The 23,986-nt window shown below is 63.0% G+C and carries 20 protein-coding genes, 3 tRNA genes and 2 pseudogenes; 9 read left to right on the top strand and 16 right to left on the bottom strand.

All coding sequences use genetic code 11. The features are described 5' to 3' along the window. Positions 1–21 precede the first annotated feature (21 nt). Entirely contained in the window at positions 22–666 is a 645-nt protein-coding gene (locus PanNE5_RS11525) for a trimeric intracellular cation channel family protein (protein WP_261939779.1), read from the bottom strand. Beyond that, positions 663–1,931, bottom strand: a complete 1,269-nt coding sequence (locus tag PanNE5_RS11520) for a M20 family metallopeptidase (RefSeq protein ID WP_017232533.1) — start codon at positions 1,929–1,931, stop codon at positions 663–665. The genes PanNE5_RS11525 and PanNE5_RS11520 overlap by 4 nt, the downstream gene beginning before the upstream one ends. A gap of 316 nt (positions 1,932–2,247) precedes the next feature. Here PanNE5_RS11520 and PanNE5_RS11515 point away from each other — a divergent pair, with 316 nt between their 5' ends. Next, positions 2,248–3,453, top strand: coding sequence for an MFS transporter (locus PanNE5_RS11515; protein ID WP_261939778.1), 1,206 nt, complete (start codon positions 2,248–2,250; stop codon positions 3,451–3,453). Positions 3,454–3,542: 89 nt separating this feature from the next. Next, a pseudogene (locus PanNE5_RS11510) lies at positions 3,543–3,899 on the top strand (LysR substrate-binding domain-containing protein); the annotation flags it as partial. A gap of 96 nt (positions 3,900–3,995) precedes the next feature. On the opposite strand, the gene PanNE5_RS11505 reads toward PanNE5_RS11510, so the two are convergent. Beyond that, the gene (locus PanNE5_RS11505; RefSeq protein WP_026131697.1) at positions 3,996–4,961 is read right to left on the bottom strand and encodes a GlxA family transcriptional regulator; all 966 of its coding nucleotides are present in this window, start codon (positions 4,959–4,961) and stop codon (positions 3,996–3,998) included. A 273-nt stretch (positions 4,962–5,234) separates the two neighbouring features. On the opposite strand from PanNE5_RS11505, the gene PanNE5_RS11500 reads away from it, so the two are divergent. Genes PanNE5_RS11500 through PanNE5_RS11485 form a run of 4 tightly spaced genes read left to right on the top strand, consistent with a single transcriptional unit; the run spans position 5,235 to position 8,386 of the window. Beyond that, positions 5,235–5,894, top strand: coding sequence for an HD domain-containing protein (locus PanNE5_RS11500; protein WP_261939777.1), 660 nt, complete (start codon positions 5,235–5,237; stop codon positions 5,892–5,894). A gap of 38 nt (positions 5,895–5,932) precedes the next feature. Beyond that, positions 5,933–6,628 (top strand): alpha/beta fold hydrolase, encoded by a 696-nt coding sequence (locus PanNE5_RS11495; RefSeq protein ID WP_261939776.1) that lies wholly within the window; start codon positions 5,933–5,935, stop codon positions 6,626–6,628. Positions 6,629–6,680: 52 nt separating this feature from the next. After that, the gene (locus PanNE5_RS11490; protein ID WP_017232526.1) at positions 6,681–7,583 is read left to right on the top strand and encodes an alpha/beta fold hydrolase; all 903 of its coding nucleotides are present in this window, start codon (positions 6,681–6,683) and stop codon (positions 7,581–7,583) included. Positions 7,584–7,624: 41 nt separating this feature from the next. Further along, the gene (locus tag PanNE5_RS11485) at positions 7,625–8,386 is read left to right on the top strand and encodes an MBL fold metallo-hydrolase (protein WP_017232525.1); all 762 of its coding nucleotides are present in this window, start codon (positions 7,625–7,627) and stop codon (positions 8,384–8,386) included. A 268-nt stretch (positions 8,387–8,654) separates the two neighbouring features. Here PanNE5_RS11485 and PanNE5_RS11480 read toward each other — a convergent pair. The 4 genes from PanNE5_RS11480 to pgsA all read right to left on the bottom strand — a co-directional run bounded on the left by PanNE5_RS11480 (position 8,655) and on the right by pgsA (position 9,813). After that, positions 8,655–8,728 (bottom strand) — tRNA-Cys (locus PanNE5_RS11480). 113 nt (positions 8,729–8,841) lie between these two features. Next, a tRNA-Gly gene (locus PanNE5_RS11475) sits at positions 8,842–8,917 on the bottom strand. 49 nt (positions 8,918–8,966) lie between these two features. Beyond that, positions 8,967–9,042, bottom strand: a tRNA-Gly gene (locus tag PanNE5_RS11470). 177 nt (positions 9,043–9,219) lie between these two features. Further along, positions 9,220–9,813, bottom strand: a complete 594-nt coding sequence (pgsA, locus tag PanNE5_RS11465) for a CDP-diacylglycerol--glycerol-3-phosphate 3-phosphatidyltransferase (protein WP_026131696.1) — start codon at positions 9,811–9,813, stop codon at positions 9,220–9,222. Positions 9,814–9,989: 176 nt separating this feature from the next. Here pgsA and kch point away from each other — a divergent pair, with 176 nt between their 5' ends. Beyond that, positions 9,990–11,216: a voltage-gated potassium channel protein gene (gene kch, locus PanNE5_RS11460; protein ID WP_261939775.1), complete on the top strand. Its 1,227-nt coding sequence runs from the start codon at positions 9,990–9,992 to the stop codon at positions 11,214–11,216. Positions 11,217–11,229: 13 nt separating this feature from the next. On the opposite strand, the gene uvrC is transcribed toward kch, so the two are convergent. Then, a complete protein-coding gene (gene uvrC / locus PanNE5_RS11455) occupies positions 11,230–13,467 on the bottom strand; it encodes an excinuclease ABC subunit UvrC (protein ID WP_157211368.1) in 2,238 nt (745 codons plus the stop codon). A 145-nt stretch (positions 13,468–13,612) separates the two neighbouring features. On the opposite strand from uvrC, the gene earP reads away from it, so the two are divergent. After that, a complete protein-coding gene (earP, locus tag PanNE5_RS11450) occupies positions 13,613–14,854 on the top strand; it encodes an elongation factor P maturation arginine rhamnosyltransferase EarP (RefSeq protein WP_017232521.1) in 1,242 nt (413 codons plus the stop codon). A 139-nt stretch (positions 14,855–14,993) separates the two neighbouring features. Further along, positions 14,994–15,551, top strand: a complete 558-nt coding sequence (gene efp, locus PanNE5_RS11445; protein WP_017232520.1) for an elongation factor P — start codon at positions 14,994–14,996, stop codon at positions 15,549–15,551. Between the two features lie 123 nt (positions 15,552–15,674). Here the strand turns inward: efp and nagZ are convergent, their stop codons facing one another. The 8 genes and pseudogenes from nagZ to lepA form a co-directional block, all read right to left on the bottom strand. Continuing rightward, positions 15,675–16,709, bottom strand: a complete 1,035-nt coding sequence (gene nagZ / locus PanNE5_RS11440; protein ID WP_261939774.1) for a beta-N-acetylhexosaminidase — start codon at positions 16,707–16,709, stop codon at positions 15,675–15,677. After that, on the bottom strand, positions 16,706–17,224 hold the full coding sequence (gene acpS / locus PanNE5_RS11435) for a holo-ACP synthase (protein ID WP_017232518.1): 519 nt from the start codon (positions 17,222–17,224) through the stop codon (positions 16,706–16,708). The genes nagZ and acpS overlap by 4 nt, the downstream gene beginning before the upstream one ends. Before the next feature lie 39 nt (positions 17,225–17,263). Further along, entirely contained in the window at positions 17,264–18,025 is a 762-nt protein-coding gene (pdxJ, locus tag PanNE5_RS11430) for a pyridoxine 5'-phosphate synthase (RefSeq protein WP_017232517.1), read from the bottom strand. After that, positions 18,022–19,035: a DNA repair protein RecO gene (gene recO / locus PanNE5_RS11425; RefSeq protein WP_261939773.1), complete on the bottom strand. Its 1,014-nt coding sequence runs from the start codon at positions 19,033–19,035 to the stop codon at positions 18,022–18,024. The genes pdxJ and recO overlap by 4 nt, the downstream gene beginning before the upstream one ends. Beyond that, positions 19,022–19,915, bottom strand: coding sequence for a GTPase Era (era, locus tag PanNE5_RS11420; protein ID WP_261939772.1), 894 nt, complete (start codon positions 19,913–19,915; stop codon positions 19,022–19,024). Before era ends, recO begins: the two co-directional genes overlap by 14 nt. Before the next feature lie 59 nt (positions 19,916–19,974). Next, a pseudogene (gene rnc, locus PanNE5_RS11415) lies at positions 19,975–20,925 on the bottom strand (ribonuclease III); the annotation flags it as partial. A 277-nt stretch (positions 20,926–21,202) separates the two neighbouring features. Further along, complete coding sequence (gene lepB / locus PanNE5_RS11410; RefSeq protein ID WP_017232513.1) at positions 21,203–22,117, bottom strand: signal peptidase I; 915 nt, start codon at positions 22,115–22,117, stop codon at positions 21,203–21,205. Between the two features lie 18 nt (positions 22,118–22,135). Further along, positions 22,136–23,941 (bottom strand): translation elongation factor 4, encoded by a 1,806-nt coding sequence (lepA, locus tag PanNE5_RS11405; protein WP_130026949.1) that lies wholly within the window; start codon positions 23,939–23,941, stop codon positions 22,136–22,138. Between the last annotated feature and the right edge of the window lie 45 nt (positions 23,942–23,986).

The raw sequence follows: 23,986 nt of genomic DNA, 5'->3' as shown, positions 1-23,986 counted from the left end.
TCCTGCCTGCCGGAAGCCCCACTACTTTCCGTCGGGGACGTCGATCACGCGCGGCTTGCCGAATACCGGCAGCCCCCAGCCGAAACGAAGTGACGCGAGACGCAGCGCGACGCAGGCAAACGTGGCAAACCACGGCGTCCACCAGTCCGTCCATCCCGCATAGAAGAAACCGACTTGCACGCCCGCGCCGACAAGCGCCGCCGAGGCATAAATTTCCCGGTCCAGAATGGATGGCACGCGCGATAGCAGCACGTCGCGCATGACGCCGCCACCGACCGCGCTCACGATCCCCAGCAGAATCGCCAGTTCGGCGCTGTGAGTGAAGGCCAGTGCCTTCTGCGCGCCCGAGACCGCAAACAGGCCGAGCCCGATCGCGTCGAAGAAGAGCACTGGCTGGTGCATCCGGCGAACCGGTGCGTAGGCGGCAATTACCACGACGGATGCCAGCAACGACACCGCTAGATAGCGCCAGTTCGAGAGTCCGGTGGGCGGAATCGCGCCGATACAGACATCGCGGATGATACCGCCGCCGCAAGCCACCATGAACGACACTGCCGCAATGCCGAAGAGATCGAGTCGCCGTTGACGCGCCGCGACCGCGCCGCTGAGCGCGAAGGCGAAGGTACCGATCAGGTCGAGAACGAGATAGACCGTGTGGGAATTCATGCCGCTGCGTCGTGTTGGGCGAGCCACACGCCGGCGGCGCACAGCATGGCCTCCAACCCGGTGCGCAGCGTTGGCTCGATCACTGGTGCGAATTTCGGCGAATGATTGCTCGGAATCTCGTTGATCCGCTTCGCCGCCACGGCGCGCCGGAACACCTCGGGATCGGTGCCGCCGACGAACCAGAAGGCATACGGCACCTTCCATTCACGGCCGAACACGCTGAAGTCCTCGCTGGCCGCTGCGGGCTGCGTTTCATAAACGCGCTCGCCGAAATGGGCTTCGAAGGCGGCAAGCAGGCGCGCGTGGGTCGCGGCATCGTTGACCGTAAGCGGGTAGCTCGACAGCGTTGTGAACTCCGGATCGCGCGGGGCGTTCGAGGCGGCGCACTCCGCACAGCAGATACGACGGATCGCACCGAGCATGTACTCGCGCACGTCTTCGTCGAATGTGCGCACATTGAGCTTGAGCGTGGCGTCGTCGGGGATGATGTTTTCTTTCGTTCCCGCCTGCAGGGCCCCGACGGTCAACACCGCACTGTCGCGTGGCGAAATTTCGCGCGACACGATCGTCTGCAGGCGCAGCGTCGTGGACGCCGCCATGATGACCGGATCGATCGACGTCTGGGGCTGCGACCCATGCGAGCCACGGCCGAACAGCTTGACCTTGAGACTGTCGCCGGCGGAGAGAATCGTGCCGCTTCGATAGCCCACCGTGCCCGCCGCGCCGACCATCACGTGCTGGCCGAGAATCACGTCGGGCTTCGGAAAGCGCTGCGTCATCCCATCGTCCATCATGCTGCGCGCGCCGCGGGCGACTTCTTCTCCGGGCTGGAAAACGGCCATCAGGGTGCCGTGCCAGGCGTCGCGATGTTCGGCCATCAGTCGCGCGACGCCCATCAGCCAGGTCACGTGCATATCGTGACCGCACGAGTGTGCGACACCGACCTCGACGCCGTCTTCATCCTTCGCGCTCACCGTGCTGGCATAGGGCAGTCCGGTGGCTTCGGCCATCGGCAGCGCGTCCATGTCGGCACGCAGCATCACCGTCGGCCCGGCGCCGTTGCGAAGCACGGCCACCACTCCGGTCACGCCCACGTTGCGCGCGACTTCATAGCCGAGCTTCTCGACGTAGTCCGCCACGATCCGTGCGGTGCGGACTTCCTGCATCGACAGTTCCGGATGCTGGTGAAGGTCCTTGTAGATCGCCTCGAGTTCCGGCAGTAGGCCGTCGATCGCGCCCGTCATCGTTTCGATCAGTGTCGACATGGTTGCCTTCCTTGATTGCCGGCGTTCGCCAGCGCAGCCGGCGGGCTCGCAAGCCGATGTTCGGTTTCGGCTTCGAGTGCGGATTTTCATTGTAGAGAAGAGTTCGGGCGCTTTCCAGCCGGCACGCTCGGACACGTCGTTCCGCGGTTGCCCCCTGGCAGGGTGACGACGCACAGCAGCAGTCGCTCCGGCGGCAGGGCAATCCCAACAATAGTAATAGCCGAAAACGTGCCTGCCAGCTAACCTGCAGGTGGTTTACCCTGTGGGAGGCAGGTCCAGCCCCCCACTCGATTCCGCCGTCCCTCGGAAATGTTCGATGTCAGCCAACCCGCGAACGAAGGTACTGCAACAGATCCCACGAAGCGTGTGGATACTCGGTTTCGTCAGTCTGTTCATGGACATTTCATCCGAGATCATCCACAGCCTCCTGCCGATGTTTCTGATGGCAAGTCTCGGCGCGAGCGCGACGACGATCGGCCTGATCGAAGGGATCGCCGAAGCCACGGCCCCAATCGTGAAAGTGTTTTCCGGAACGCTCAGCGATTATTTGCGTAATCGCAAGTGGCTTGCGGTCTTGGGATACGGTCTCGGTGCGATCAGCAAACCGTTGTTCGCCATCGCGCCCACGATCGGGGTTGTCGTGACCGCGCGCGTGCTCGATCGTGTTGGCAAGGGCGTACGCGGTGCCCCACGCGACGCGCTGGTGGCCGACGTTACGCCACCCCACCTGCGCGGCGCGGCGTTCGGCTTGCGACAGGCACTGGACACGGTGGGCGCGTTCCTGGGACCGTTGCTGGCGGTTCTCATCATGCTCGCAGGATCGGACAACTTTCGGCTGGCCTTCTGGCTGGCCATGATCCCCGGCGTGATCGCCGTGGCGCTGCTCACGCTGGGCATTGAAGAACCCGCTCACGACCGCGGGGCCAAGCGGGTCAACCCGATTCGCTGGGAGAACGCAAAACGCCTCGGACGCGACTATTGGTGGGTCGTCGGCGTGGGGGGCGTATTTGCGCTGGCGCGATTCAGCGAAGCATTCCTGGTGCTGCGGGCCATGGACAGCGGCGTGCCTGTCGCATGGGTGCCGCTGGTGATGGTGGCAATGAACGCCGTCTATGCGCTGTCGGCCTATCCCTTCGGAAAGCTCGCCGACCAGATGAGCCACACCCGATTGCTCATCGCGGGCCTTGTGATGTTGTTCGCGTCCGACATCGTGCTCGCGCACGGCAACCATTGGACGGTACTGCTCGTCGGTGTCGCCCTTTGGGGATTGCATATGGGCATGACCCAGGGGCTGCTGGCCACGATGGTCGCCCAGACGGCGCCGGCCCAATTGCGGGGGACGGCCTTTGGTGTTTTCAACCTGGTGAGCGGCATCGTCACGCTCGGGTCGAGCGTCATTGCCGGCATGCTGTGGGATCGGGTCGGCGCCATGGCGACGTTTTACGCAGGCGCCATTTTTTGCGTGCTGACGGTGCTGCTGCTGTTGTCACGACGCGTCATCGCACGTCGCTCCATCGGTTGACGCAATGGCGGGGGGGCAAAGCGACGTTGCTGGCCGATGCTGGTCGGTCCGCACCGCCCGCCCGTCGCTTGCGCCCCCCCACGTAAGTTCATGCGACGCGCATCCTGGCCGAGATCCGAGAGATGGAGGATGCGGTATCGTCGAGCCGGTCAGTGCCGCGAGGCCTGTTGCGCGTCAACGCGCCCATGGGGTTCGGGCGCACCGTGATTGCGCCGCTCCTTTCCGAATTCGCCAAGCGGCACCCCCACGTGGAAGTGCAATTGGACGTGACGGATCGGCCGGTGGATCTCGTGGAGAGCGGGCGACTGCGCGCGGTACTCCCCGAACACGTTCCGCCGGATGTCGATTTGTTCGTCTACTACCCGAACAAACTGAATCAGTCGGCACGCGCACGCGCGTTCATTGATTTTCCCGTTGAACGCTTTGGTCACCACGCGCTCAGGTAGTCGCGCGCCTCGGCGCGGCGGCATGAGTGTTGCGCGAAACTGCCGGCGAGTGAGCCGTTCAACAACGAAGGGCCAACTTCACCGAGGCAAATTCTTCTACACGGTTTTGAAGCTTCCTCGATATTGCTGAGGCGTGACGTTGAGTCGCCGCTGAAACGCGCTGCGCATATGGTCGGGACTGGTAAAACCACAGTCGAAAGCGATGGTCTTGAGGGCCGCCTCGGTGGATTCCAGAAGTTTGCGAGCTTGATCCAGGCGAACCCCTTCCACGAATTCATGCGGGGTTACGCTCAGTTCACTCACGAAGAGCCGCGCAATACTACGCGGGCTTACACCGCCGATATCAGCGAGCCGCTCAACCGGGAACGCCTCGCGGATATGTTCCATTACGTAGGTTTGCACCCTGCCCAGCGGGGTTTCCGGGTCACGGGCCGAAATCAGCAGGGGGCTGAACTGAGATTGGCCTCCCTGGCGCTGCGCGATAACAACGAGCGCCTTGGCGCATGCGAGAGAAAGCGCAGGTCCGTGATCTTCACCCACCAGAGAGAGGCTGAGGTCAATGCCGGCCGTCACGCCGGCGGAGGTCACCAAGCGATCGTCACGAGAATAGATCCGGTCATGCTCCACCCGCGCTGCAGGGAACTGCGTTGCGAGCTGCTCCGAACAAATCCAATGCGTCGTGACGGTTCGGTCATCGAGCAGTCCGGCATGGCCTAGCGCAAAAGCGCCCGTGCAAATCGAGCCATATCGCTGGGCCGCGACACCCCATCGCCTCAGCCATGCCGACAAGGCATCGTCGGGTGGACTTGCGGGAAGGTGCGGGCCGCCTGCCACCAGCACCGTGTCAAAAGCGCGGTCTGCCTGATCGAAGCTCAGATCAGCCATCATCCACATTCCGTTGGAACTGCGCAGGCGCTGTGTGTTGCTTGCCACCAGAACGCATTGGTAATGGTCCTGCTCCGGCAAGAAGCCATTGGCTGCCGTGAAGACATCAAGCGGGCCGGCTACGTCAAGCGCTTGAACGCCGTCGAAAATGACGATTGCAACTTCTCGCTTTGCCATCAGTACCCGTGCCCCTGCGCCAAGATTGATCCGTTTTTCGGACTCCCATTCGCCCGAAACGCCGCTGGCAGTTTATCACTCACGCTTGGCGGTTTTTCGCGGATCAATGCGATTGCTGCCACACCGGATTGTCGCGATGATGACTAGGTCGGCTGCGAGGTCCTAGTCGGGCGCCAGCCAAACCACGCATTCGATCCACGGCAATGGCCGTCAGCACCGTCGCTGGCGCATTCATCCGATACCCGCCAAGTTCGCTACCTACGGAGAACCATCTTGACCCACCATCATCATGCAACGCCGGCCATCAATGGCATTGCCATTCCCGACAGCGCCTTGGCCCGGGCGATCACCGAATTTGTGCGCGATACCGAGACCGAGCTGCTGTTCAACCATTCGAGCCGGGTCTATTTCTTCGGCGCCCTCGCCGGGCAGCAACGCGGACTGACCTTCAATCCGGAGCTGCTTTACGCGGCGACGATGTTCCACGATGTCGGTCTGATGCCGTCGCACAGCAGCGCCGACCTGCGCTTCGAAGTGGATGGGGCGAACGCCGCCCGCGACTTCCTGCAAAGCTACAAGCTCGACCCCGCCGACATTGAAAAGGTGTGGACCGGCATTGCGCTGCACACCACGCCGGGCGTACCCGAATTCATGCATCCGGTGATCGCCCTTACCACCGCAGGCGTTGAGATGGACGTGCTGGGCCTGACCTATGACCGCTATCCCTCAGACATCCGTGAGGCCGTGGTCGCCGCCTTTCCACGCACCCCCGCCTTCAAGGAAGACATCATCCAGGCCTTCTACGACGGCATCAAGCATAAGCCCGACACCACATTCGGCAACGTCAAGGCAGATGTGATCGCCGACAAGGCGCCGCACTTCCATCGCGGGAATTTCTGCGCCGTCATCCGCTGCTCACACTGGCACGGCTAAGCCTCTTCCCACAAACCATATATTCAAGGAGAAATGCGATGACTGCCTCTGTATCCAACTCGATCTCTAACGTAATCCTCGTTCACGGCGCCTGGGCTGATGGCTCCAGCTGGGCCAGGATCATCCCTCTGCTGGCCGCCAAGGGCATGGCCGTCACTGCTGTCCAGCTTCCGCTCACCAGTTTCGAGGCCGATGTCGCGGCGGTTGGGCGTGCCATCGCGCTGGCGCAGGGCGATGTGGTTCTGGTGGGTCACAGCTATGCGGGCGCGGTGATCGGGCAGGCAGGCAACGATCCCAAGGTCAAACGGCTCGTGTACATCGACGCCTTTGCGCCGGACGCGGGCGAATCAGCCGGCTCGCTCTTCGCCCAGTTCGAAGCCGCCCCGCTCAACGACGAAATCAGGCCCGACGCGCAAGGGTTCCTGTCGCTCACCGCCAAAGGCGTCGCCACCCTGTTCGCACAGGACCTCGCCCCCGCCGAGCAGACAGTCGTCCATGCCACACAAGGCCCGATCAACCGCGCGGCGCTCGGCGGCACGCTGACACAGGCCGCATGGCGCAGTCGTCCCACCTTCTACCTGATTGGCGAAGACGATCAGGCCATCCTGCGCGTGGATCAGGAACGCATGGCCGCGCGCATGAATGCAACGGTCAAGCGTGTTGCTTCCAGCCATGTGCCGATGTTGTCGCATCCCGTTGTCGTCGCTGACTTCATCCTTCAGGCCGCCGCCTGAGATCACCAAAGCCGCAATATCCTCACTGCCAGCCTGTTTCAGGAGCCGTTTCATGAACACCCTTTCGGACACCGTCCAACTACATGTCGAGGATCTCGGGATAACCGCTCCGGTGCTCGTGTTCCTGCATTACTGGGGCGGGTCGTCGCGCACGTGGCGGCATGTCACCCAGCGCCTCAGGCCCGCTTTTCGCACCATCGCGCTCGATCAGCGCGGCTGGGGCCAGTCGGACAAACCATCCAGTGGTTATACGCTCGCGACGCTGGCCGACGATGCCCAACGGCTGATCGAAAGCCTCGGCCTCGACCATTACCTCTTGGTCGGGCATTCGATGGGTGGCAAAGTCGCGCAACTGCTGGCATCGCGCCACCCGGCAGGATTGGCGGGACTGGTGCTGGTAGCACCATCGCCGCCATCGCCGATGCGCGTGCCGCTTGCCGTCAGGCAAGACATGGTCAGCGCCTACGATAGCCGGGAAAGCATCCTGGCCACCGTCCGGCAGGTGCTGGCAGCCAGTCCGCTTCAGCCGGACGATCTGGAAACCGTCGTGCAGGACAGCCTGCGCGGAGCGCCCGCAGCCAAAGTGGCGTGGCCGCTGGCCGCCAGCCAGGAAGACATCAGCGCGCAAGCCGCACTGATTCGCGTTCCCACACTCGTCATTTCAGGCGAAAAAGATCAGGTCGATCCCCCTGCTGTGCTGCGGCAGGAGTTGATGACGCGCATACCGCACGCCACTTTGCATATTTTGTCGGGCATCGGCCATCTCTCGCCCCTGGAAGCACCGGGCGACCTGTCAGACCTGATCCGGGACTTTGCCACGCCGTTAGCAGCTGCAACGCCCGCACTGATCGAGCCTGCGGAAGCGCCTCCTGCCGAGCGCAACATGATCGCGGGCACCACGCAACGCTTCGCACCGCATCGCAGCGATGACGAAGACTTCGCCACGACACCATAGACCGCATGCCACCGTCTACTTGCCTATCCAAGGATTACGTCATGTTTCAGACCCAGATCATTACCATTCCGATCTTGCCTTTCGGTATGGTCAACGCCCATCTCATCCGCAGCGAGGCCGGTTGTGTACTCATTGACACCGGCATTCCCGGATCGGAGCTCAAGATCGGCAAGGTGCTCGCCGAACACGGCCTGACGTTTCGCGACATCAAGTTGATCGTTGTCACGCATGCGCATACCGATCACGCCGGCAGCGCGGCACGTGTGCGCGCATTGTCGGGCGCGCCCATTCTGGCGCATCAGAATGACGCGGATTTTTACAGCCGCAAGGAGCCGATGACCTATTGCACGACGAGTTGGGTCGGCAAGCTGTTTCTCAAGACGCCAGTTCCGCATGAACCATACGACGGCTTTGTCCCGGACATCATGATGAGCAACGGCCACACGGTGAACCTGCTCGACTTCGGGGTTGATGGCATCGTGCGGCATACGGGCGGCCATACGCCCGGCTCGATTGCCGTGGAGTTGTCGTCCCAGGACATGATGGTTGGCGACCTGATCGCCTCAGGCATCCTTATCGGTGGCGTGATTCGAAAGGGGCGAGCCATTCGACCGCCGTTTGAAGATGACCCCGCCACGGTGTCGCGTGAACTGATTCGGATGGTGCAGAGCGGCGGCAAGCGGTTCCACATGGGTCACGGTGGGCCTTTGGAGGTTCGCGAGGTGCTGCGCCATGCCCAAGCGCTTGCGAAGCTGGCGGGCAATCCGTGCGTGTCTGGCCAATGCAAACACGTGCATCACTAGCCCGTTCCAGCATCGGCAATGCGTGCTCGTCAAAAATGCGCTCACGCAAAACAGTTTCGGGACGGTCATGTCTTTCATCGATTTCCGATGCCTGGGATCGTTCTCAGAATATTAATGCGGCAATTCTCAACGGACCATGATGCTGACATGGGTGAGCCGCGCAACGCTATGAACGAGCGGCACTTGACAGCGCACCAGCATCTGCATGGACGCGCCGTATCAACGGCGGAAAAAGAAAAAGCCCTGACAAGTCAGGGCTTTTGAATTTTGGAGGCGGGAGTCGGAATCGAACCGGCGTACACGGCTTTGCAGGCCGCTGCATGACCACTCTGCCATCCCGCCATTGGGATATGCCGCATTGTAACCGCTCGGTGTTGCCATCGAGGGCGCCCTTCGGATCGATCGCCGCGGGCTTTTCGGCAAATAAAAAGGGAAGCCAGGCTTCCCTCTGGATTTGGAGCGGGAGACGAGTCTCGAACTCGCGACCTCAACCTTGGCAAGGTTGCGCTCTACCAACTGAGCTACTCCCGCATGACACCGAACACCAAGGATTGCTTCACTCAATGTCCAGTGTGAAAACTGGAGCGGGAGACGAGTCTCGAACTCGCGACCTCAACCTTGGCAAGGTTGCGCTCTACCAACTGAGCTACTCCCGCATTGTCATGCGTACTACCAATCCAACCGTTTCTTAAAACTTCGCTGCTGGGCTAGCGCCGTAGCAGCGAGAAGGAGATTATGTCTAAACCGTGATTCAGTGTCAAGCATCCGCACCGAAAATTTGTGAAGATTATTCTCTCCGACCGCGCAAATCCCGCGTCTTCAGGGACTTGCACTCACATCTTGCCCGCGCCCCGCTCTCGAATCTGCGGCCACGCGCGGCGCAGATAATACATCATCGACCACAACGTGAGAATCGCCGCCACGTAGATCAACCATGTCCCCCAGAACCGTGAGTCGAAGTGCCACGCCCCCCAGACGACCGTGCCGTTGAACAGCAACAGCGGAATCGCCACCATCTGCGCCGCCGTCTTGACCTTGCCCAACTGATGCACCGCCACGCTGCGCGACGCGCCAATCTGCGCCATCCACTCACGCAACGCCGAAATCGTGATCTCGCGGCCAATGATGATCAACGCCACCAACGCATTGATCCGCCCCATCTGCAACAGCATCAGCAGCGCCGCCGCGACCATCAGCTTGTCCGCCACCGGGTCCAGGAACGCGCCGAACGCCGACGTCTGGTTCCAGCGCCGTGCGAGAAAGCCATCGAACCAGTCGGTCAGCGCCGCCAGCACAAACACGCCGCAGGCCACCCAATTCATCTCGACCGGCGACAACCAGGTCGGCGGCACGTAATAGACGCCGACCACCAGCGGGATCAGCACGATCCGGAGCCAGGTCAGTAATATCGGGACGTTAAAGGGCATGGCAGCATGAGTTCGGCAAACGGCGGTCGACACACGGCGCCCTCGGCAGCCGTACCAGACCCGCATTGTGCCGTGTCTGCCCCGTAGCGACAAGGCCGAGGCGCCGCGCAGCGGTTGACATGTGCGTCGGTGTGCCCCTATCTTGCTTGCAACCCTCCGCCAATAGCGCCGATCTCGTGAAACCGCCCTGGCCCTTGCCCACATTACGACGACCGCTGCTGTCACCCCACATCCTCATCGCGGCACTGGTCGGGATCGACGGCCTGCTGCTCGTCGCCTCCGTGCTGCTGCGCGTGCCCGGTTCACTGCTCATCGATCTCTTCGTGCGCGGCGACCTCTCGGCGCTCGCGCGCATCGAAGCCAGCCACCTGCCGCGGTTGCTCTTCGGCTTGAACGCCATCGAGCGCATCGACTTCTCGCATCTGCCCCGTGCGCTCTCCGGCCTGTCGCTCATCGCGCTCGCCTGCGGACTCGTCATCCGCGCGCGCACCGCCTGGGCCTTCACGCTCGTCATGCTCGTGCTGGCCGCCGCCATCAATTTCCACCTGAACCTTCGCTTCGACCTGACGTTCGCGCTCTCGCTCGCCTGCATTGCGCTTTTGCTCTGGTACTGGCGGGAATTCGACCGCGCCAGCTTCGCGGCGGCCACGCTCTACACGCTCGTCGCCGTGTTCGCGCTGCTCGTCTACGCGACGTTCGGCACCATGTATCTCGGCCACGAGTTCGCGCCGCCCGTCACCGACCTGGCCACGGCGTTCTACTTCGCCATCGTCACGATGACGACCGTCGGCTACGGCGACATCGTGCCGCACAGCGTCGACGCACGCCTGTTCACCGCCTCGGTCATCGTCTTCGGGATCAGTGTCTTCGCAACGTCGCTGACCGTCGTCATCGGCCCGCTCGTCGGCGGCAACCTAAAGAAAATTCTCTCGGGGAGGTTCACTCACGTGATACGAAAGAACCACTTCATCGTGGCCGGCGCATCGCCGCTCGCGATCAACGTGCACCACGAACTCACCAAGCGCGGCTGGTCGGTCACGGTCATCATCGCGAGCGGGAGCGATAACCCGTATCCCGAGGAGGCGGATGTCATGCACGGCGATGCCAGCGACAACACCGTGCTCACCCACGCCGGCATCGAACACGCCAAGGCCGTGCTCGCCCTGCGGGCCGACGACTCGGAGAACGCCTTCATCGTGCTCGCCGCGAAAGAGATCGCGCCAACGGTGCGCACCATCGCGTCCGTCAACGACAGCAAGCACCTGAGCAAACTCAAACGTGTTCAGCCCGACATGATTTTTGCGCCGCCCGTCGTCGGCGGCGAGCTGCTCGCCCGCACGCTGTCCGGCGAGACCGTCGACAACGAGACCGTCATGCGCCTGCTGTTCCACGGCGATACGTGACGCGCTGCGCGCGTCAGTGCAGTTGGCGATAGATCTGCTCGGCGAGCGTTGTCGAAATGCCGTCGACACTGGCCAGTTCGTCCACGCTGGCCGACGCCACCCCTTGCAACCCGCCGAACCGCATCAGCAGGCGCTGACGGCGCTTCGCTCCGATGCCCTCGATCTCCTCAAGCCGTGACGTCTGACGCGCCTTCGCGCGCTTGGCCCGCATGCCCGTGATCGCAAACCGGTGCGCCTCGTCACGAATCTGCGCGATCAGCATCAGCACGGCACTCTCGCGCCCCAATTCCAGCGGCGCGCGTCCATCGGCAAAGATCAGCGTCTCAAGCCCCACTTTGCGGCCCTCGCCCTTCGCCACGCCGACCAATCGACCGATGTCGATCCCCAGTTCGACGAACACCTGGCGCGCCACCTCGACCTGCCCCTTGCCACCGTCGATCAGCACGAGCTGCGGCAAATTCGCTTCCCCGTCAGACGCTTCGGGCGCGGCCGTTGCGGCGCCTGCATCGGCAGACTCGCCGGCCGGCAGTGCCGCCCCGTCGTCCGGCAGCACGCGCGTCTCGGCTTCGGCGCGCGCCACGTCGGCGGCCACGGAGGACGGATCGGCCGCATCGGTCACGTGAGCGGCCGCCTCCATCAAACGACCATAGCGGCGCGTGAGCACCTGGCGCATTGCCGCATAGTCGTCGCCCGGCGTAATGCCCGCGATGTTGTAGCGCCGGTATTCGCTCGTCTGCATCTTGTGATGATGGAACACCACGCACGACGCCTGCGTCGCCTCGCCTTGCGTGTGGCTGATGTCGAAGCACTCCACCCGCAACCGCGCCGGATCGTCGATGTCGAGTCCGATCGTTTGCACCAACGCGTGCGTGCGCGCCTGCTGACTCCCCTGCTCCGTCAACAATCGCGTGAGCGCGAGCTGCGCGCCCTGCAGCGCCATGTCGAGCCAGGCACGCCGTTGCCCCTGCGGCTGACGCACCATCGCAATGCGCCTGCCCGCTTGCTCGGACAACGCGGCGAGCAACTCGTCGCTCGGCAACGCATGGCTCACGACCAGTACCGGCGGCACCGACTGGCCCAGGTAGTGCTGCGCGACGAAGGCCTCGAGCAAACGCGATTCGAGCGATGCCAACGGGGTATCCGACGGCATGTCGTTGGCGATCTCGCGCGCCTGTGTGGCGGCATCGTCCGCGTTGGCCTCGGACGTGTCCGGCGCGAGCGCCTCGTCCGGCTCGAATTCGTCGGCAATCCCGCCTTCGACACCGCGCTCCACGTGCGCCGGAAAATACGCCTTGTCGCCAAGATGGCGCCCACCCCGCACCATCGCGAGGTTCACACACGCGCGCCCGCCCGCATAGGCGACGGCGAGGATATCGGCATCGACATCCCCCGCCGTCTCGACGGACTGCTGTTGCAGCACGCCCGAGAGCGCCTGCATCTGATTACGCACCACGGCGGCCTGCTCGAACTGGAGCGCCTGAGCGTACGTCATCATCTTCGCTTCGAGCGCACTGAGCACTTCGCTCTGACGCCCCGAGAGAAACGCCGCCGCGTTATTCACATCGCGTGCGTAATCTTCATCCTGAATGGCGCCCACGCAAGGCGCGCTGCACCGCGCGATCTGATGCAGCAGGCACGGCCGCGTGCGATTCGTGAAGACGGAGTCCTCGCAGGTACGCAGTTGGAATACTTTCTGCAGGATCTGAATGCTCTCGCGCACGGCCCAAGCGCTGGGAAATGGTCCGAAATACTGTCCACGGCGATCCACCGAGCCGCGATAGTAGGCCATGCGCGGATACTTGTGCTGCGTGAGCTTGAGAAACGGATACGACTTGTCGTCGCGAAACAGGATGTTGTAACGCGGATGCAACGCCTTGATCAGATTGTTCTCAAGCAGCAGCGCTTCGGTCTCCGAGCGCGTGACAGTCGTCTCGAGCTTCGCGATGCGCGCAACCATGAGCGCAATGCGTGGGGAAAGCTGCGTCTTGTTGAAGTAGCTCGACACGCGCTTCTTCAGATTGCGAGCCTTGCCGACGTACAGCACGCTGCCCGCTGCGTCGTAGTAGCGATAGACGCCAGGCAGGTTCGGCAACTGGGCAAGCACCGTGCGGGCGTCGAACGCCGCGCTGTCGGGCAACGCCTCGGCGGGGGGCTGAGCGGCATCCGCCGTCGTGGCGACCGCGGGGGCCGTGGCGGATTTGGCTTTGCGGGACTTGCGCGGCGGCGTGACGTCGTGGGCGTCTTCAGTCATGAACTCAGGCATCGGAGCGTCCCCGGGGGCGAAACCGTGCGATCGCGGCGGCACGCAAATTGTGTGCGACGGCATCGTCACGCGTCGCCAGCAGGCGCAGGGACTAGAATCCGAAGTTTAGACCAATCCGGGTTGCCGCCTCTCAATGTCCCTGCCCACTACGTTCTCGCCCGCCGCAACCACCCTGCCTCCGGTGCCGCGCTGCGATCTGTTCTGCACCGTCGTCGACAATTTCGGCGACATCGGCGTGTGCTGGCGGCTCGCGCGACAACTCGTGCGCGAACATGGCTGGTCGGTGCGGCTATGGGTCGACGACCTCGCGAGCTTCCGTCACCTGCGTCCCGACATCGATCCCTCCCTGGCCCGACAACGCTGCGACGGCGTGGACGTACGCCGATGGGATGCCGACTTCGGCCCGATCACTGACGACAATGCGCCGGGCGATGTCGTCATCGAAGCGTTTGCCTGCCAGATTCCCGACGCCTGCGTTCAGGCGATGCATGTGCGCAAACAGGCGGGACACGCGCCGGTGTGGATCAACCTCGAGTACCTGAGCGCCGAAGACTGGGTCGAGGGATGTCATCTGCAAAAGTCGATACACCCGCAACTGGGGCTCGTCAAAACGTTCTTCTTCCCGGGCTTCACGGAACGCACGGGTGGGCTCGCGCGCGAACGGGAGCTGTTCTCGCGCAGAGACGCCTTCCTTGCATCGCCGGCGCTTCGCGACGCCTGGTGGCAGCGCACGCTCGGACTCCCGGGCGCACCGAGGGACACGCTGGTGGTATCGCTCTTCACGTATGAGAACGCCGCGCTTCCGGGGTTGCTTGCGCAATGGGCCGCCAGCGAGACGCCCATCGTCTGCCTGGTCCCGCCAGGTCGGATCGCACCGTCGGTCGGCGCGTGGTTTGGCCGCGAGGTACTGGCGCCACGCGACTGTGCAACGCAAGGAGCACTGACGGCGTATGGACTGCCATTCGTTGCGCAATCCGAGTTCGACGCGCTGCTGTGGGCGTGCGATCTCAATTTTGTGCGTGGAGAAGATTCGTTCGTGCGCGCGCAATGGGCGGCGAAGCCGCTCGTCTGGCATATCTATCCGCAGGACGACAACGCGCACCACGTGAAACTCGACGCGTTTCTCGACCGCTATCTGAGCGATCCGAGCGCCGACTCGCCGGCAACCGGCGCCTTGGGACACGATGCACGCGAGGCGCTGCGCACTTTCTGGCATCTCTGGAACGGCTACGCCAGCCCCCCGCCCGACTGGCCGGCACTGGCCGCCGTCCTGCCCGAACTGAATCGCCATGCGCGGGCGTGGGCAGGCAGGCAGGCGGCCCTCCCCGACCTCGCGCGACAGTTGGCAAGCTTCGCCGAAAATCAGGTAAAATAGCTGGTTTTTCAACGCTTTGCTGCTGAACCTGCTGCACCGGACCGTTTCCAGGCGGGCGCGGGAATCAAGCGGCGAGTGGGCGTATGGAAGCGCTCAACAAGCGGCAAATCGCTTATTTCGTCACAGGATCTCGTTTTTTATGAAAACCGCTCAAGAACTCCGCGTCGGTAACGTCGTCATGATCGACGGTGAGCCCAATGTCGTGCTGAAGACCGAATACGTCAAGTCGGGCCGCAACTCCAGCGTCGTCAAGATGAAGTACAAGAAGTTGATGGGCGAAGGCCGTGGCGAATTCGCCTACAAGGCCGACGACAAGTTCGACGTCGTTGTGCTCGACAAGAAGGAAGTGACCTACTCGTACTTCGCCGACCCGATGTACGTGTTCATGGACGCCGACTACAACCAGTACGAAGTCGAAGCCGAAAACATGGGCGACGCGATCAAGTACCTCGAAGACGGCATGAAGTGCGAAGTCGTTTTCTACAATGAAAAGGCCATCTCGGTCGACCTGCCGACCTCGCTCGTGCGCGTTGTGGAATACACCGAACCGGCCGTCAAGGGCGATACGTCGTCGGGCCGCGTGCTGAAGAACGCCAAGATCAACGATCTGCTGGAAATCCAGGTGCCGCTGTTCGTCAACACCGGCGACAAGATCGAAATCGATACGCGTACCGACGAGTACCGCAGCCGCGTCTAAACGATTGCGACGCCGCCCGCGCCGTCTACGGACGACGCGGCGCGATCCGCGACCGTCAGGCAACAAGAAAAGCGCTCTTCCCGTCAGGGTTGAGCGCTTTTTTGCTTGGCGGGCGTGTCTCGCTTACGCGCCGAACGTCTCCACGATCAGACGCTTCGCCGCCTGATATTCCGGCTGCGCGAGCATCTTTTCCCAGCCGTGCACCTTGCCGCGGCCCTGCAGATGCTTGATGCGGCGCTGAGACGCGGTATCGGGCACCGACTTCATCTCATGCAGCAATCGGTCCGCCTTTTCCGGACTGTTGCAGATGAGGACCATGTCGCAGCCGGCCGCCATGGCGGCATGCGCCGCCGTCACGACATCGCCAGCGGCGCTCGCCCCTTGCATCGACAGGTCGTCGCTGAAAATCACACCGTCGAACGCATACTTGCCGCGCAGGATTTCCTTGAGCCACTTGGCCGAGAATCCGGCGGGGTTCGGATCGACCTGCGGGTAAATCACGTGCGCCGGCATGACCGCCGCCAGCGACATGCCGAGCCAGTCATACGGTTGCGCATCGACGCTGAGGATCTCGTCGAGCGAGCGCTCGTCAACCGGAATTTCGTGGTGCGAGTCGGCCGCCACGAAACCATGCCCCGGGAAGTGCTTGCCGCAGTTCGCCATCCCGGCGAGAAGCAGGCCGTGATTGAGGCTCTTGGCCAGCATGGCCACCACGCGCGGGTCGGCGTCAAACGCACGATCGCCGATGACCGCCGACGTTCCGTAGTCCAGGTCCAGCACGGGTGTGAAGCTCAGGTCGATATCGCACGCGCGCAATTCGGCCGCCAGCACATAGCCGACGGCCGTCGCCACGCGCGTCGCCTTGAACACGTCGTCGTGCCAGAGCTTGCCCAGCTTGCCCATGGCCGGCAGGTGCGTGAAGCCGTCGGTACGAAAGCGCTGCACGCGCCCGCCCTCATGATCGACAGCGATCACGATGTCGTCGCGCAGGTCGCGAATCTGCTTCGTGAGCGCGCACAGTTGCGCGCGATCGTCAAAGTTGCGGGCGAACAGGATCACCCCCCCGGTCAACGGATGGTCGATGCGACGGACGTCGTCTTCGCTGAGGGTCAGCCCGACGACGTCCAGCATCACCGGGCCCGGCCTGCGCTTCGTCATTGCGTTTTCTCCGATGCAATATTGCGAATGTTGCCTACATTACGTGATGCGATCGCAAAGGCGACCGCATACTCTTTCTCGTCCGTGATCGAAATCTCGATCGACAGTTGCCGCTCGGCCAGCCACTGCACCAACTCCCCCGACGCCACCACGACCGGCTTGCCCGACGGCGCATTGAGCGTTTGCACGGCACGCCACGTCATCGGCCACCGCATACCCAGCCCGATGGCCTTCGACACGGCCTCTTTCGCCGCGAAGCGCGTGCACAGATACGCGAGTCCGCGCACGGCGGACCGGCTCTGACGCGCGTGATAAACCTTGAGTTCCTCGGGCCCCAGCACGCGCTCGGCGAACCGCCCATGGGTGCGCGTCATGACGCCGACAACACGGCTGATCTGGAGGATGTCCGTGCCTACGCCGTAAATCGCCGTGCCCCCGGACTCAGGGCCAGCGGCACGCTCGCCTGGTGGCGGCACGTCGGGGGACGAAGGCGACGGCATCGTCGGATCGCTCATGGGCAGCGCCTGATGGTGGGGGGGGAAAGGCGTCGTGACTCAGCCGCGCGCCGCGATGCGGCTGGCGACCATGATGGCCTTCATCTCGCGCACGGCGTTCTCCCAGCCCACGAAAAGGGCGTGGGCGACGATCGCGTGTCCGATGTTCAGTTCGGAAATGCCCTCGATCGCGGCGATCGGCTGCACATTTTCATAATGCAAGCCATGTCCGGCGTTGACGCGCAGGCCCAACGACAGACCGAGCGCGACGGCGCGTTCGATGCGGGCGAACTCGGCCTCGCGCGTGGCCTCGTCGTGCGCCTCCGCGTAGCGGCCGGTGTGCAGCTCGACCACCGGCGCGCCCATGCGCGCCGCCGCGCGGATCGGCGCTTCGTCCGGATCGATGAACAGCGACACACGGCTGCCCACTTCGCCGAGTTGCTGCGTCGCGGCAGCCACACGGTCGTACTGACCGACGACGTCCAGCCCGCCTTCGGTCGTCAGTTCCTGACGACGCTCCGGCACCAGACAAACGTCGTGCGGCTTGGTGCGGCATGCGATCGCCAGCATCTCGTCCGTCACGGCACACTCGAGGTTCATCCGCGTGAGCAGCTTGTCGCGCAGATTCGCCACATCGTCGTCGCGAATATGACGACGGTCTTCACGCAGGTGCAGCGTGATGACATCGGCGCCCGCCGCTTCAGCCAGCAATGCCGCCCTGACCGGGTCGGGATAGGCCGTGCCGCGCGCGTTGCGCACCGTGGCGACGTGATCGATGTTCACCCCGAGGTCGATGGGGTTGCCGTGGAAGAAGAGGCTCATAGTTTTTGCAGGTCGAGCAGGATCTGCCGCGTGTTGAGCGGAACGCCGCCCAAGTGGTGGTTGAGAAGAAAGCGCATGAGCAGCTTGCTTTGCTGCACGGTCTGCGCCCGGGAATAATCGTCTTGCTCCATGTCGAGCAACGTCTGCCCGATGACGACCGGCCAGTCCGACGGTTCATCGCCGCCCGCCGGGCGTACCCCCCGGTCTGGATGAAACACGTAGCGGCGCTCGGGCGCGACCTTGCCGCGCGTCTGCGTGCAGCGGTCGAACGCCACGGCGTAACCGGTCTCACGCAGCAGCACGCGCTCGAATGCCCGCAGGATGATACCCGCCGGCTCACCATGCGCGAGATGATGCAGCGTGGTCAGATAGTGCTGGAAGAGCTTGTCGTGCGGATCGTCGCGCGCGCAGAACTTCACCAGCAATTCGTTCAGGTAGAAGCCGCTGAGCAGCGCATCGCCTTCAAGCGGACGCAATCCGCCAACCCACTCAGCCTTGGTCAGCGTACGCAGCTCTGCCTTGCCAAGCCAGGCGAGCGAGAGCGGCTGAAACGTCTGGAGTACGCCACGCAGCGCCGAGTGCGGACGTTTGGCCCCCTTCGCCACGAGCGCGACGCGGCCGTGGTCGCGCGTGAGCACGTCGATGATCAGGCTGGTTTCGCGGTAGGGATAGCTGTGCAGCACAAAGCCGGGCTGCTCGGTCACGCGGCTTTGCTCGCGCTCGGCCGCCCGGGCGGGCGATGGCGCACGGCGCACGCGTTTCGCTTCGCGCTTGACGGTATCGGCGGTGGCTTCGGCGTGCTGGAATGCGTCCGACGCATCGTCGTCGACACTCCGCGCGCGCGCACTGCGCGCCTGGCGAGCCGGCCGCGCTCCGATTGCCCCGGCGTGCGAGGTACGAGGGACCGACGTCAGCGGCGCACCGGCAGCCGAGGCGCTGCTTGCCGCCAACGTCACATCGTCCGGCGGTGCAATCTCGTCACGTAAGGTGTCCGGTTCACTCGTAGCCATACGCCCGCAGGCCGGCCTCGTTGTCGGCCCAGCCACCCTTCACCTTGATCCAGACTTCCAGGTACACGGGCCCGTCGAAGAGCTTCGCCATATCGAGACGGGCATCGGTGGAAATCTGTTTGAGCTTCGCCCCCTTGTTGCCGATGATCATCGCCTTGTGGCTGTCGCGATCGACCAGAATCGTTGCGAACACGCGGCGCAGATCCCCTTCCTGCTCGAATTTGTCGATGATCACCGTGCTTGTGTACGGCAGCTCGTCGCCCGTCCAGCGGAACACCTTCTCACGCAGGATCTCGGCCGCCATGAACCGCTCGCTTCGGTCGGTGAGATCGTCTTCGCCATAGATCGGCTCGCCTTCGAGCAGGTACGGACGCAACACCCCAAGCAACCGCTGGGTATCGTCTGGACGCTTCGCGGACAGCGGCACGATCTCGCGGAAGTCGCGCAGGTCGCCCACCTTTTTCAGGAACGGCAGAATTTCCGCTCTGTCGGCAATGCGATCGAACTTGTTGACGATGAGCAGCACCGGGGTGTTGTCGGGCAGCAGCTTGAGCACCTTCTCGTCGTCCGGCCCGAAGTTGCCCGCTTCGATGACGAACATGACGACATCGACGCTGGACAGCGTGGAGGTCACGGCGCGATTGAGCGATCGGTTCAGCGCAGTGGCGTGACGCGTCTGAAACCCCGGCGTGTCGACGAAGATGTACTGCGCATCGTCCGTGGTGCAAATGCCGGTAATGCGATGCCGCGTCGTCTGCGCCTTGCGCGAGGTGATGCTGATCTTCTGACCGACGAGGGCGTTGAGCAGTGTCGATTTGCCGACGTTCGGACGCCCGACGATCGCCACGGTCCCGCAGCGAAAATCCGTCTTATCGTTCATGTTTGGAAACTCTCTTGAAAGGGGGCGGCGCGTTGCGCCCTTCCCCTGAATGGGGCTCAGGCGGCGGCCGGGGGCTGCTTGGCGACGTCCGACTTCTCAGCCGCAGGTTTTTCGGCAGACTTGTCGGTGGCCTTATCGGCTGCCTTGTCGGCCGTTTTTTCCGCGGGCGCTGTCGCCGTGCGAGCGGCACCGTTGCCAACGGGCGCCGTCATGGCCGGCGCAGCGCGCATCTGCCCGACGCTCTCCGCCATTTTCGCCTCGGATGCCGCAGCCTTCGCCGCCCGCTTCTTTGCGGCCTTGGCGCTCTTTTCGGCCTTCGGCTTGGCAAGTGCCGGCATCTTCTGCACTTCCTCCAGCGCCTTCTTGGCAGCCGCCTGCTCGGCCGCTCGTCGGCTCGCGCCCGATCCGCCGGCCTTGATGTCGAGCTTCGGCACCGTGCACTCCACCTCGAACTGCTGGTTGTGCGCAGCGCCGTGCGTCGCGGTCACCGTGTACTGCGGCAGCGCAATCTTGTGGCCTTGCAGGTATTCCTGGAGCAGCGTCTTGGCGTCCTTGCCGAGCGTTTTCGGATCGACATGTTCAAGCACGGGCGTGTACAACCGCTCGATCACGGCATACGCCGCCTCGAACCCGCCATCGAGATACATTGCCCCGAACAGTGCTTCAAGGGTATCGGCCAGAATCGACGGGCGACGGAAACCACCGCTCTTGAGTTCGCCTTCGCCCAGGCGCAGGAATTCGGAGACGCCCAATGTCTGCGCGATTTCGTACAAGGATTGCTGCTTGACGAGATTGGCGCGCACACGCGAGAGGTCGCCTTCGTCGAGCTTGCCGTAGCGACGGAACAGGATCGCTGCGACCGAACAGTTGAGGATGGAATCGCCAAGAAACTCCAACCGCTCATTATTGGCGGCACTATGGCTACGGTGCGTCAGTGCTTGGCAAAGCAATTCCGCATCGTGGAAGCGGTACTGGAGACGTTCTTCCAGTGGGTTCAGAGATTGAGGCATGGCGCAAGTATAGCGCGACGCTCCCGCCCCGGCGCGCGTCGTCGCCAAGAAACGACGGGCCGGACCGCCTTGCGGCGGGCTTTTCGGACTCGCGAGAGGGGGCGGGATCGGACATTTCCGGGGTGACGATACATCGATCTCCCCCGTGTCCCTTTCCCGTCGCATCATTTAATTCAAAATTGAAAATAATAATGCGGAAATAGGCTTTTTATCGCCAATTTCCGCATTAATCAAACCGTCGCCCGGGGGGGGATGGCCTCCCCGTCGACCGGCAAGCTTACTGGAAGCCGCCCAAGCGCTTGAGGTTCGAGAAATTCATCCAGATGAAGAAGGCCCGGCCCACGATGTTTTGCTCGGGCACGAAGCCCCAGTAACGGCTGTCCGCGCTATTGTCGCGGTTATCGCCCATCATGAAGTAGTTGCCCTCCGGCACCTTGCAGATCACGCCCTGGCTGTTGTACTGGCAGTTCTGCTTGTTCGGAAAGTCGTCGGCGCCCAGGATGTATGGCGGCACGTTCGGGTCGTTCAGAATGCGGTGCTTCACGCCGCCCACCGTCTCTTCGAACTGCTTGAAGTAGGCGATATGCTCCTCGTCGAAGTAGTCCGGCATGGCGGTCTCCGACACCGGCTGGCCGTTCACCGTGAGCTTCTTGTTCTCGTAGGCCACCACGTCGCCCGGCAGGCCGATCACGCGCTTGATGTAGTCCATCGACTCATCTTTCGGGTAGCGAAACACCATCACATCGCCCCGCTTCGGTTCACCGATCGAGATGATCTTCTTGTTGACCACCGGCAGGCGAATGCCGTAGTCGAACTTGTTCACGAGGATGAAGTCGCCCACGAGCAGCGTCGGAATCATGGAGCCCGACGGAATCTTGAACGGCTCGACCACGAACGAGCGCAGCACGAACACCGCGAGAATCACGGGGAAGAAGCTCGCCGAATACTCGAGCCACCAGGGCTGACGCAGCTTGTCGTCGCGCACTTTCGCACGCGCACTTGCGATCACGCCGCTATCCTGTGAGCCGGAGCCCTGGATGCCAGACCCCTGCGTGGCAAGCTGCTGTTGATCGAATTGCGCCAGGGCGTCCTGTGCTGCCCGGCGGCGCGCCGGTTGAAACACCAACTTGTCGGCCAACCAGGCCACCCCGGTCACCAGCACCAGGACAAAAAGAATCAGGGCGAAATTCATGCGGGACCTGTCGCTACGTTATTTGTCTTCGACTTGCAAAATGGCAAGGAACGCTTCCTGAGGAATCTCGACACTCCCCACCTGCTTCATGCGCTTCTTACCTTCCTTCTGTTTCTCAAGCAGCTTCTTCTTGCGCGAGATGTCGCCACCATAGCACTTGGCCAGCACGTTCTTGCGCAAAGCCTTGATGTTCTCACGGGCAATGATGTTTGCGCCGATAGCCGCCTGAATCGCCACATCGTACATCTGGCGCGGAATGATTTCGCGCATCTTCGACGCGACCTGCGCGCCGCGACGGCGGCTCTCCGAACGGTGCACGATGATCGACAGCGCGTCGATCTTGTCGCCGTTGATCAGCATGTCGACCTTGACGACGTCCGACGTGCGGTACTCCTTGAACTCGTAGTCCATCGACGCGTAACCGCGCGACACCGACTTCAGACGATCGAAGAAGTCGAGCACGATCTCGGCCATCGGAATTTCGTAAATGAGGCGCACCTGACGGCCGTGGTATTGCATATCGATCTGCACGCCGCGCTTTTGCTGACACAGCGTCACCACCGAGCCGACATACTCCTGCGGCATGTACAGGTTGACCGTGACGATCGGCTCGCGCACTTCTTCAATACGGCCCGGATCCGGCATCTTCGACGGGTTTTCCACCGTGGTCACCGTGCCATCGCGCTCGACCACCTCATAGATCACGGTCGGCGCCGTGGTGATGAGGTCCATGTCGAACTCGCGCTCCAGACGCTCCTGCACGATTTCCATGTGCAGCAGGCCCAGGAAGCCGCAACGGAAACCGAATCCCAGTGCCTGCGAAACTTCAGGTTCGTATTGCAGCGAGGCGTCGTTGAGCTTGAGCTTTTCGAGCGATTCGCGCAGCGCGTCGTACTGGTTCGCCTCGACCGGGTAGAGGCCGGCGAACACCTGCGGCTTGACTTCCTTGAAGCCCGGAAGCGCCTCGGGCGCTGGCTTGGTCGTGGTCGTCAGCGCATGCGTGACGGTATCGCCGACCTTCGCGGCGCCCAGTTCCTTGATGCCCGAGATGATGAAGCCCACCTGGCCGGCCGACAGCGACGGGCGCGGCTGCGACTTCGGCGTGAAGACACCCACTTGCTCGACCGGGTAGGTCGCGCCCGTGGCCATCAACTGAATTTTTTCCTTCGGCTTGAGCGTGCCGTTGACGATGCGCACCAGCATGACCACGCCCACGTAGTTATCGAACCACGAGTCGATGATCAACGCTTGCAGCGGGGCGGCGGCATCGCCCTTGGGCGGCGGAACCTTGGCGATGAGCGCTTCGAGCACCTCTTCCACGCCGAAGCCGGTCTTCGCGGAGCAGCGCACGGCGTCGGTTGCCTCGATACCGATCACGTCCTCGATCTCCTGGATCGCGTTCTCCGGTTCGGCCGACGGCAGGTCAATCTTGTTGAGCACCGGCACGACTTCCACGCCCAGCTCGATCGCCGTGTAGCAGTTCGCCACGGTCTGCGCTTCCACGCCCTGCGAGGCATCCACCACGAGCAGTGCGCCCTCGCATGCGGAGAGCGAGCGGCTCACCTCGTACGAGAAGTCGACGTGGCCCGGCGTATCGATGAGGTTCAGGTTGTACACCTTGCCGTCACGCGCCTTGTATTCCAGGGCGGCCGTTTGTGCCTTGATGGTGATGCCACGCTCTCGCTCGAGATCCATCGAGTCGAGGACCCGGGATTCCATTTCACGATCGGACAGACCGCCGCTCAACTGGATGATGCGATCGGCCAGGGTCGATTTCCCGTGGTCGATGTGGGCGATGATCGAAAAATTGCGGATATGGTCCATGAGGCGAGGCTAGAGAAGAGTCGGTGCCATCGGATTCGGCTCGGC

This window comes from Pandoraea sp. NE5 (genome assembly GCF_024363545.1).
Taxonomy (GTDB): Bacteria; Pseudomonadota; Gammaproteobacteria; order Burkholderiales; family Burkholderiaceae; genus Pandoraea; species Pandoraea cepalis.
Note: the sequence above shows the minus strand (reverse complement) of the source record. Positions and strands in the feature narration are given on the sequence as shown.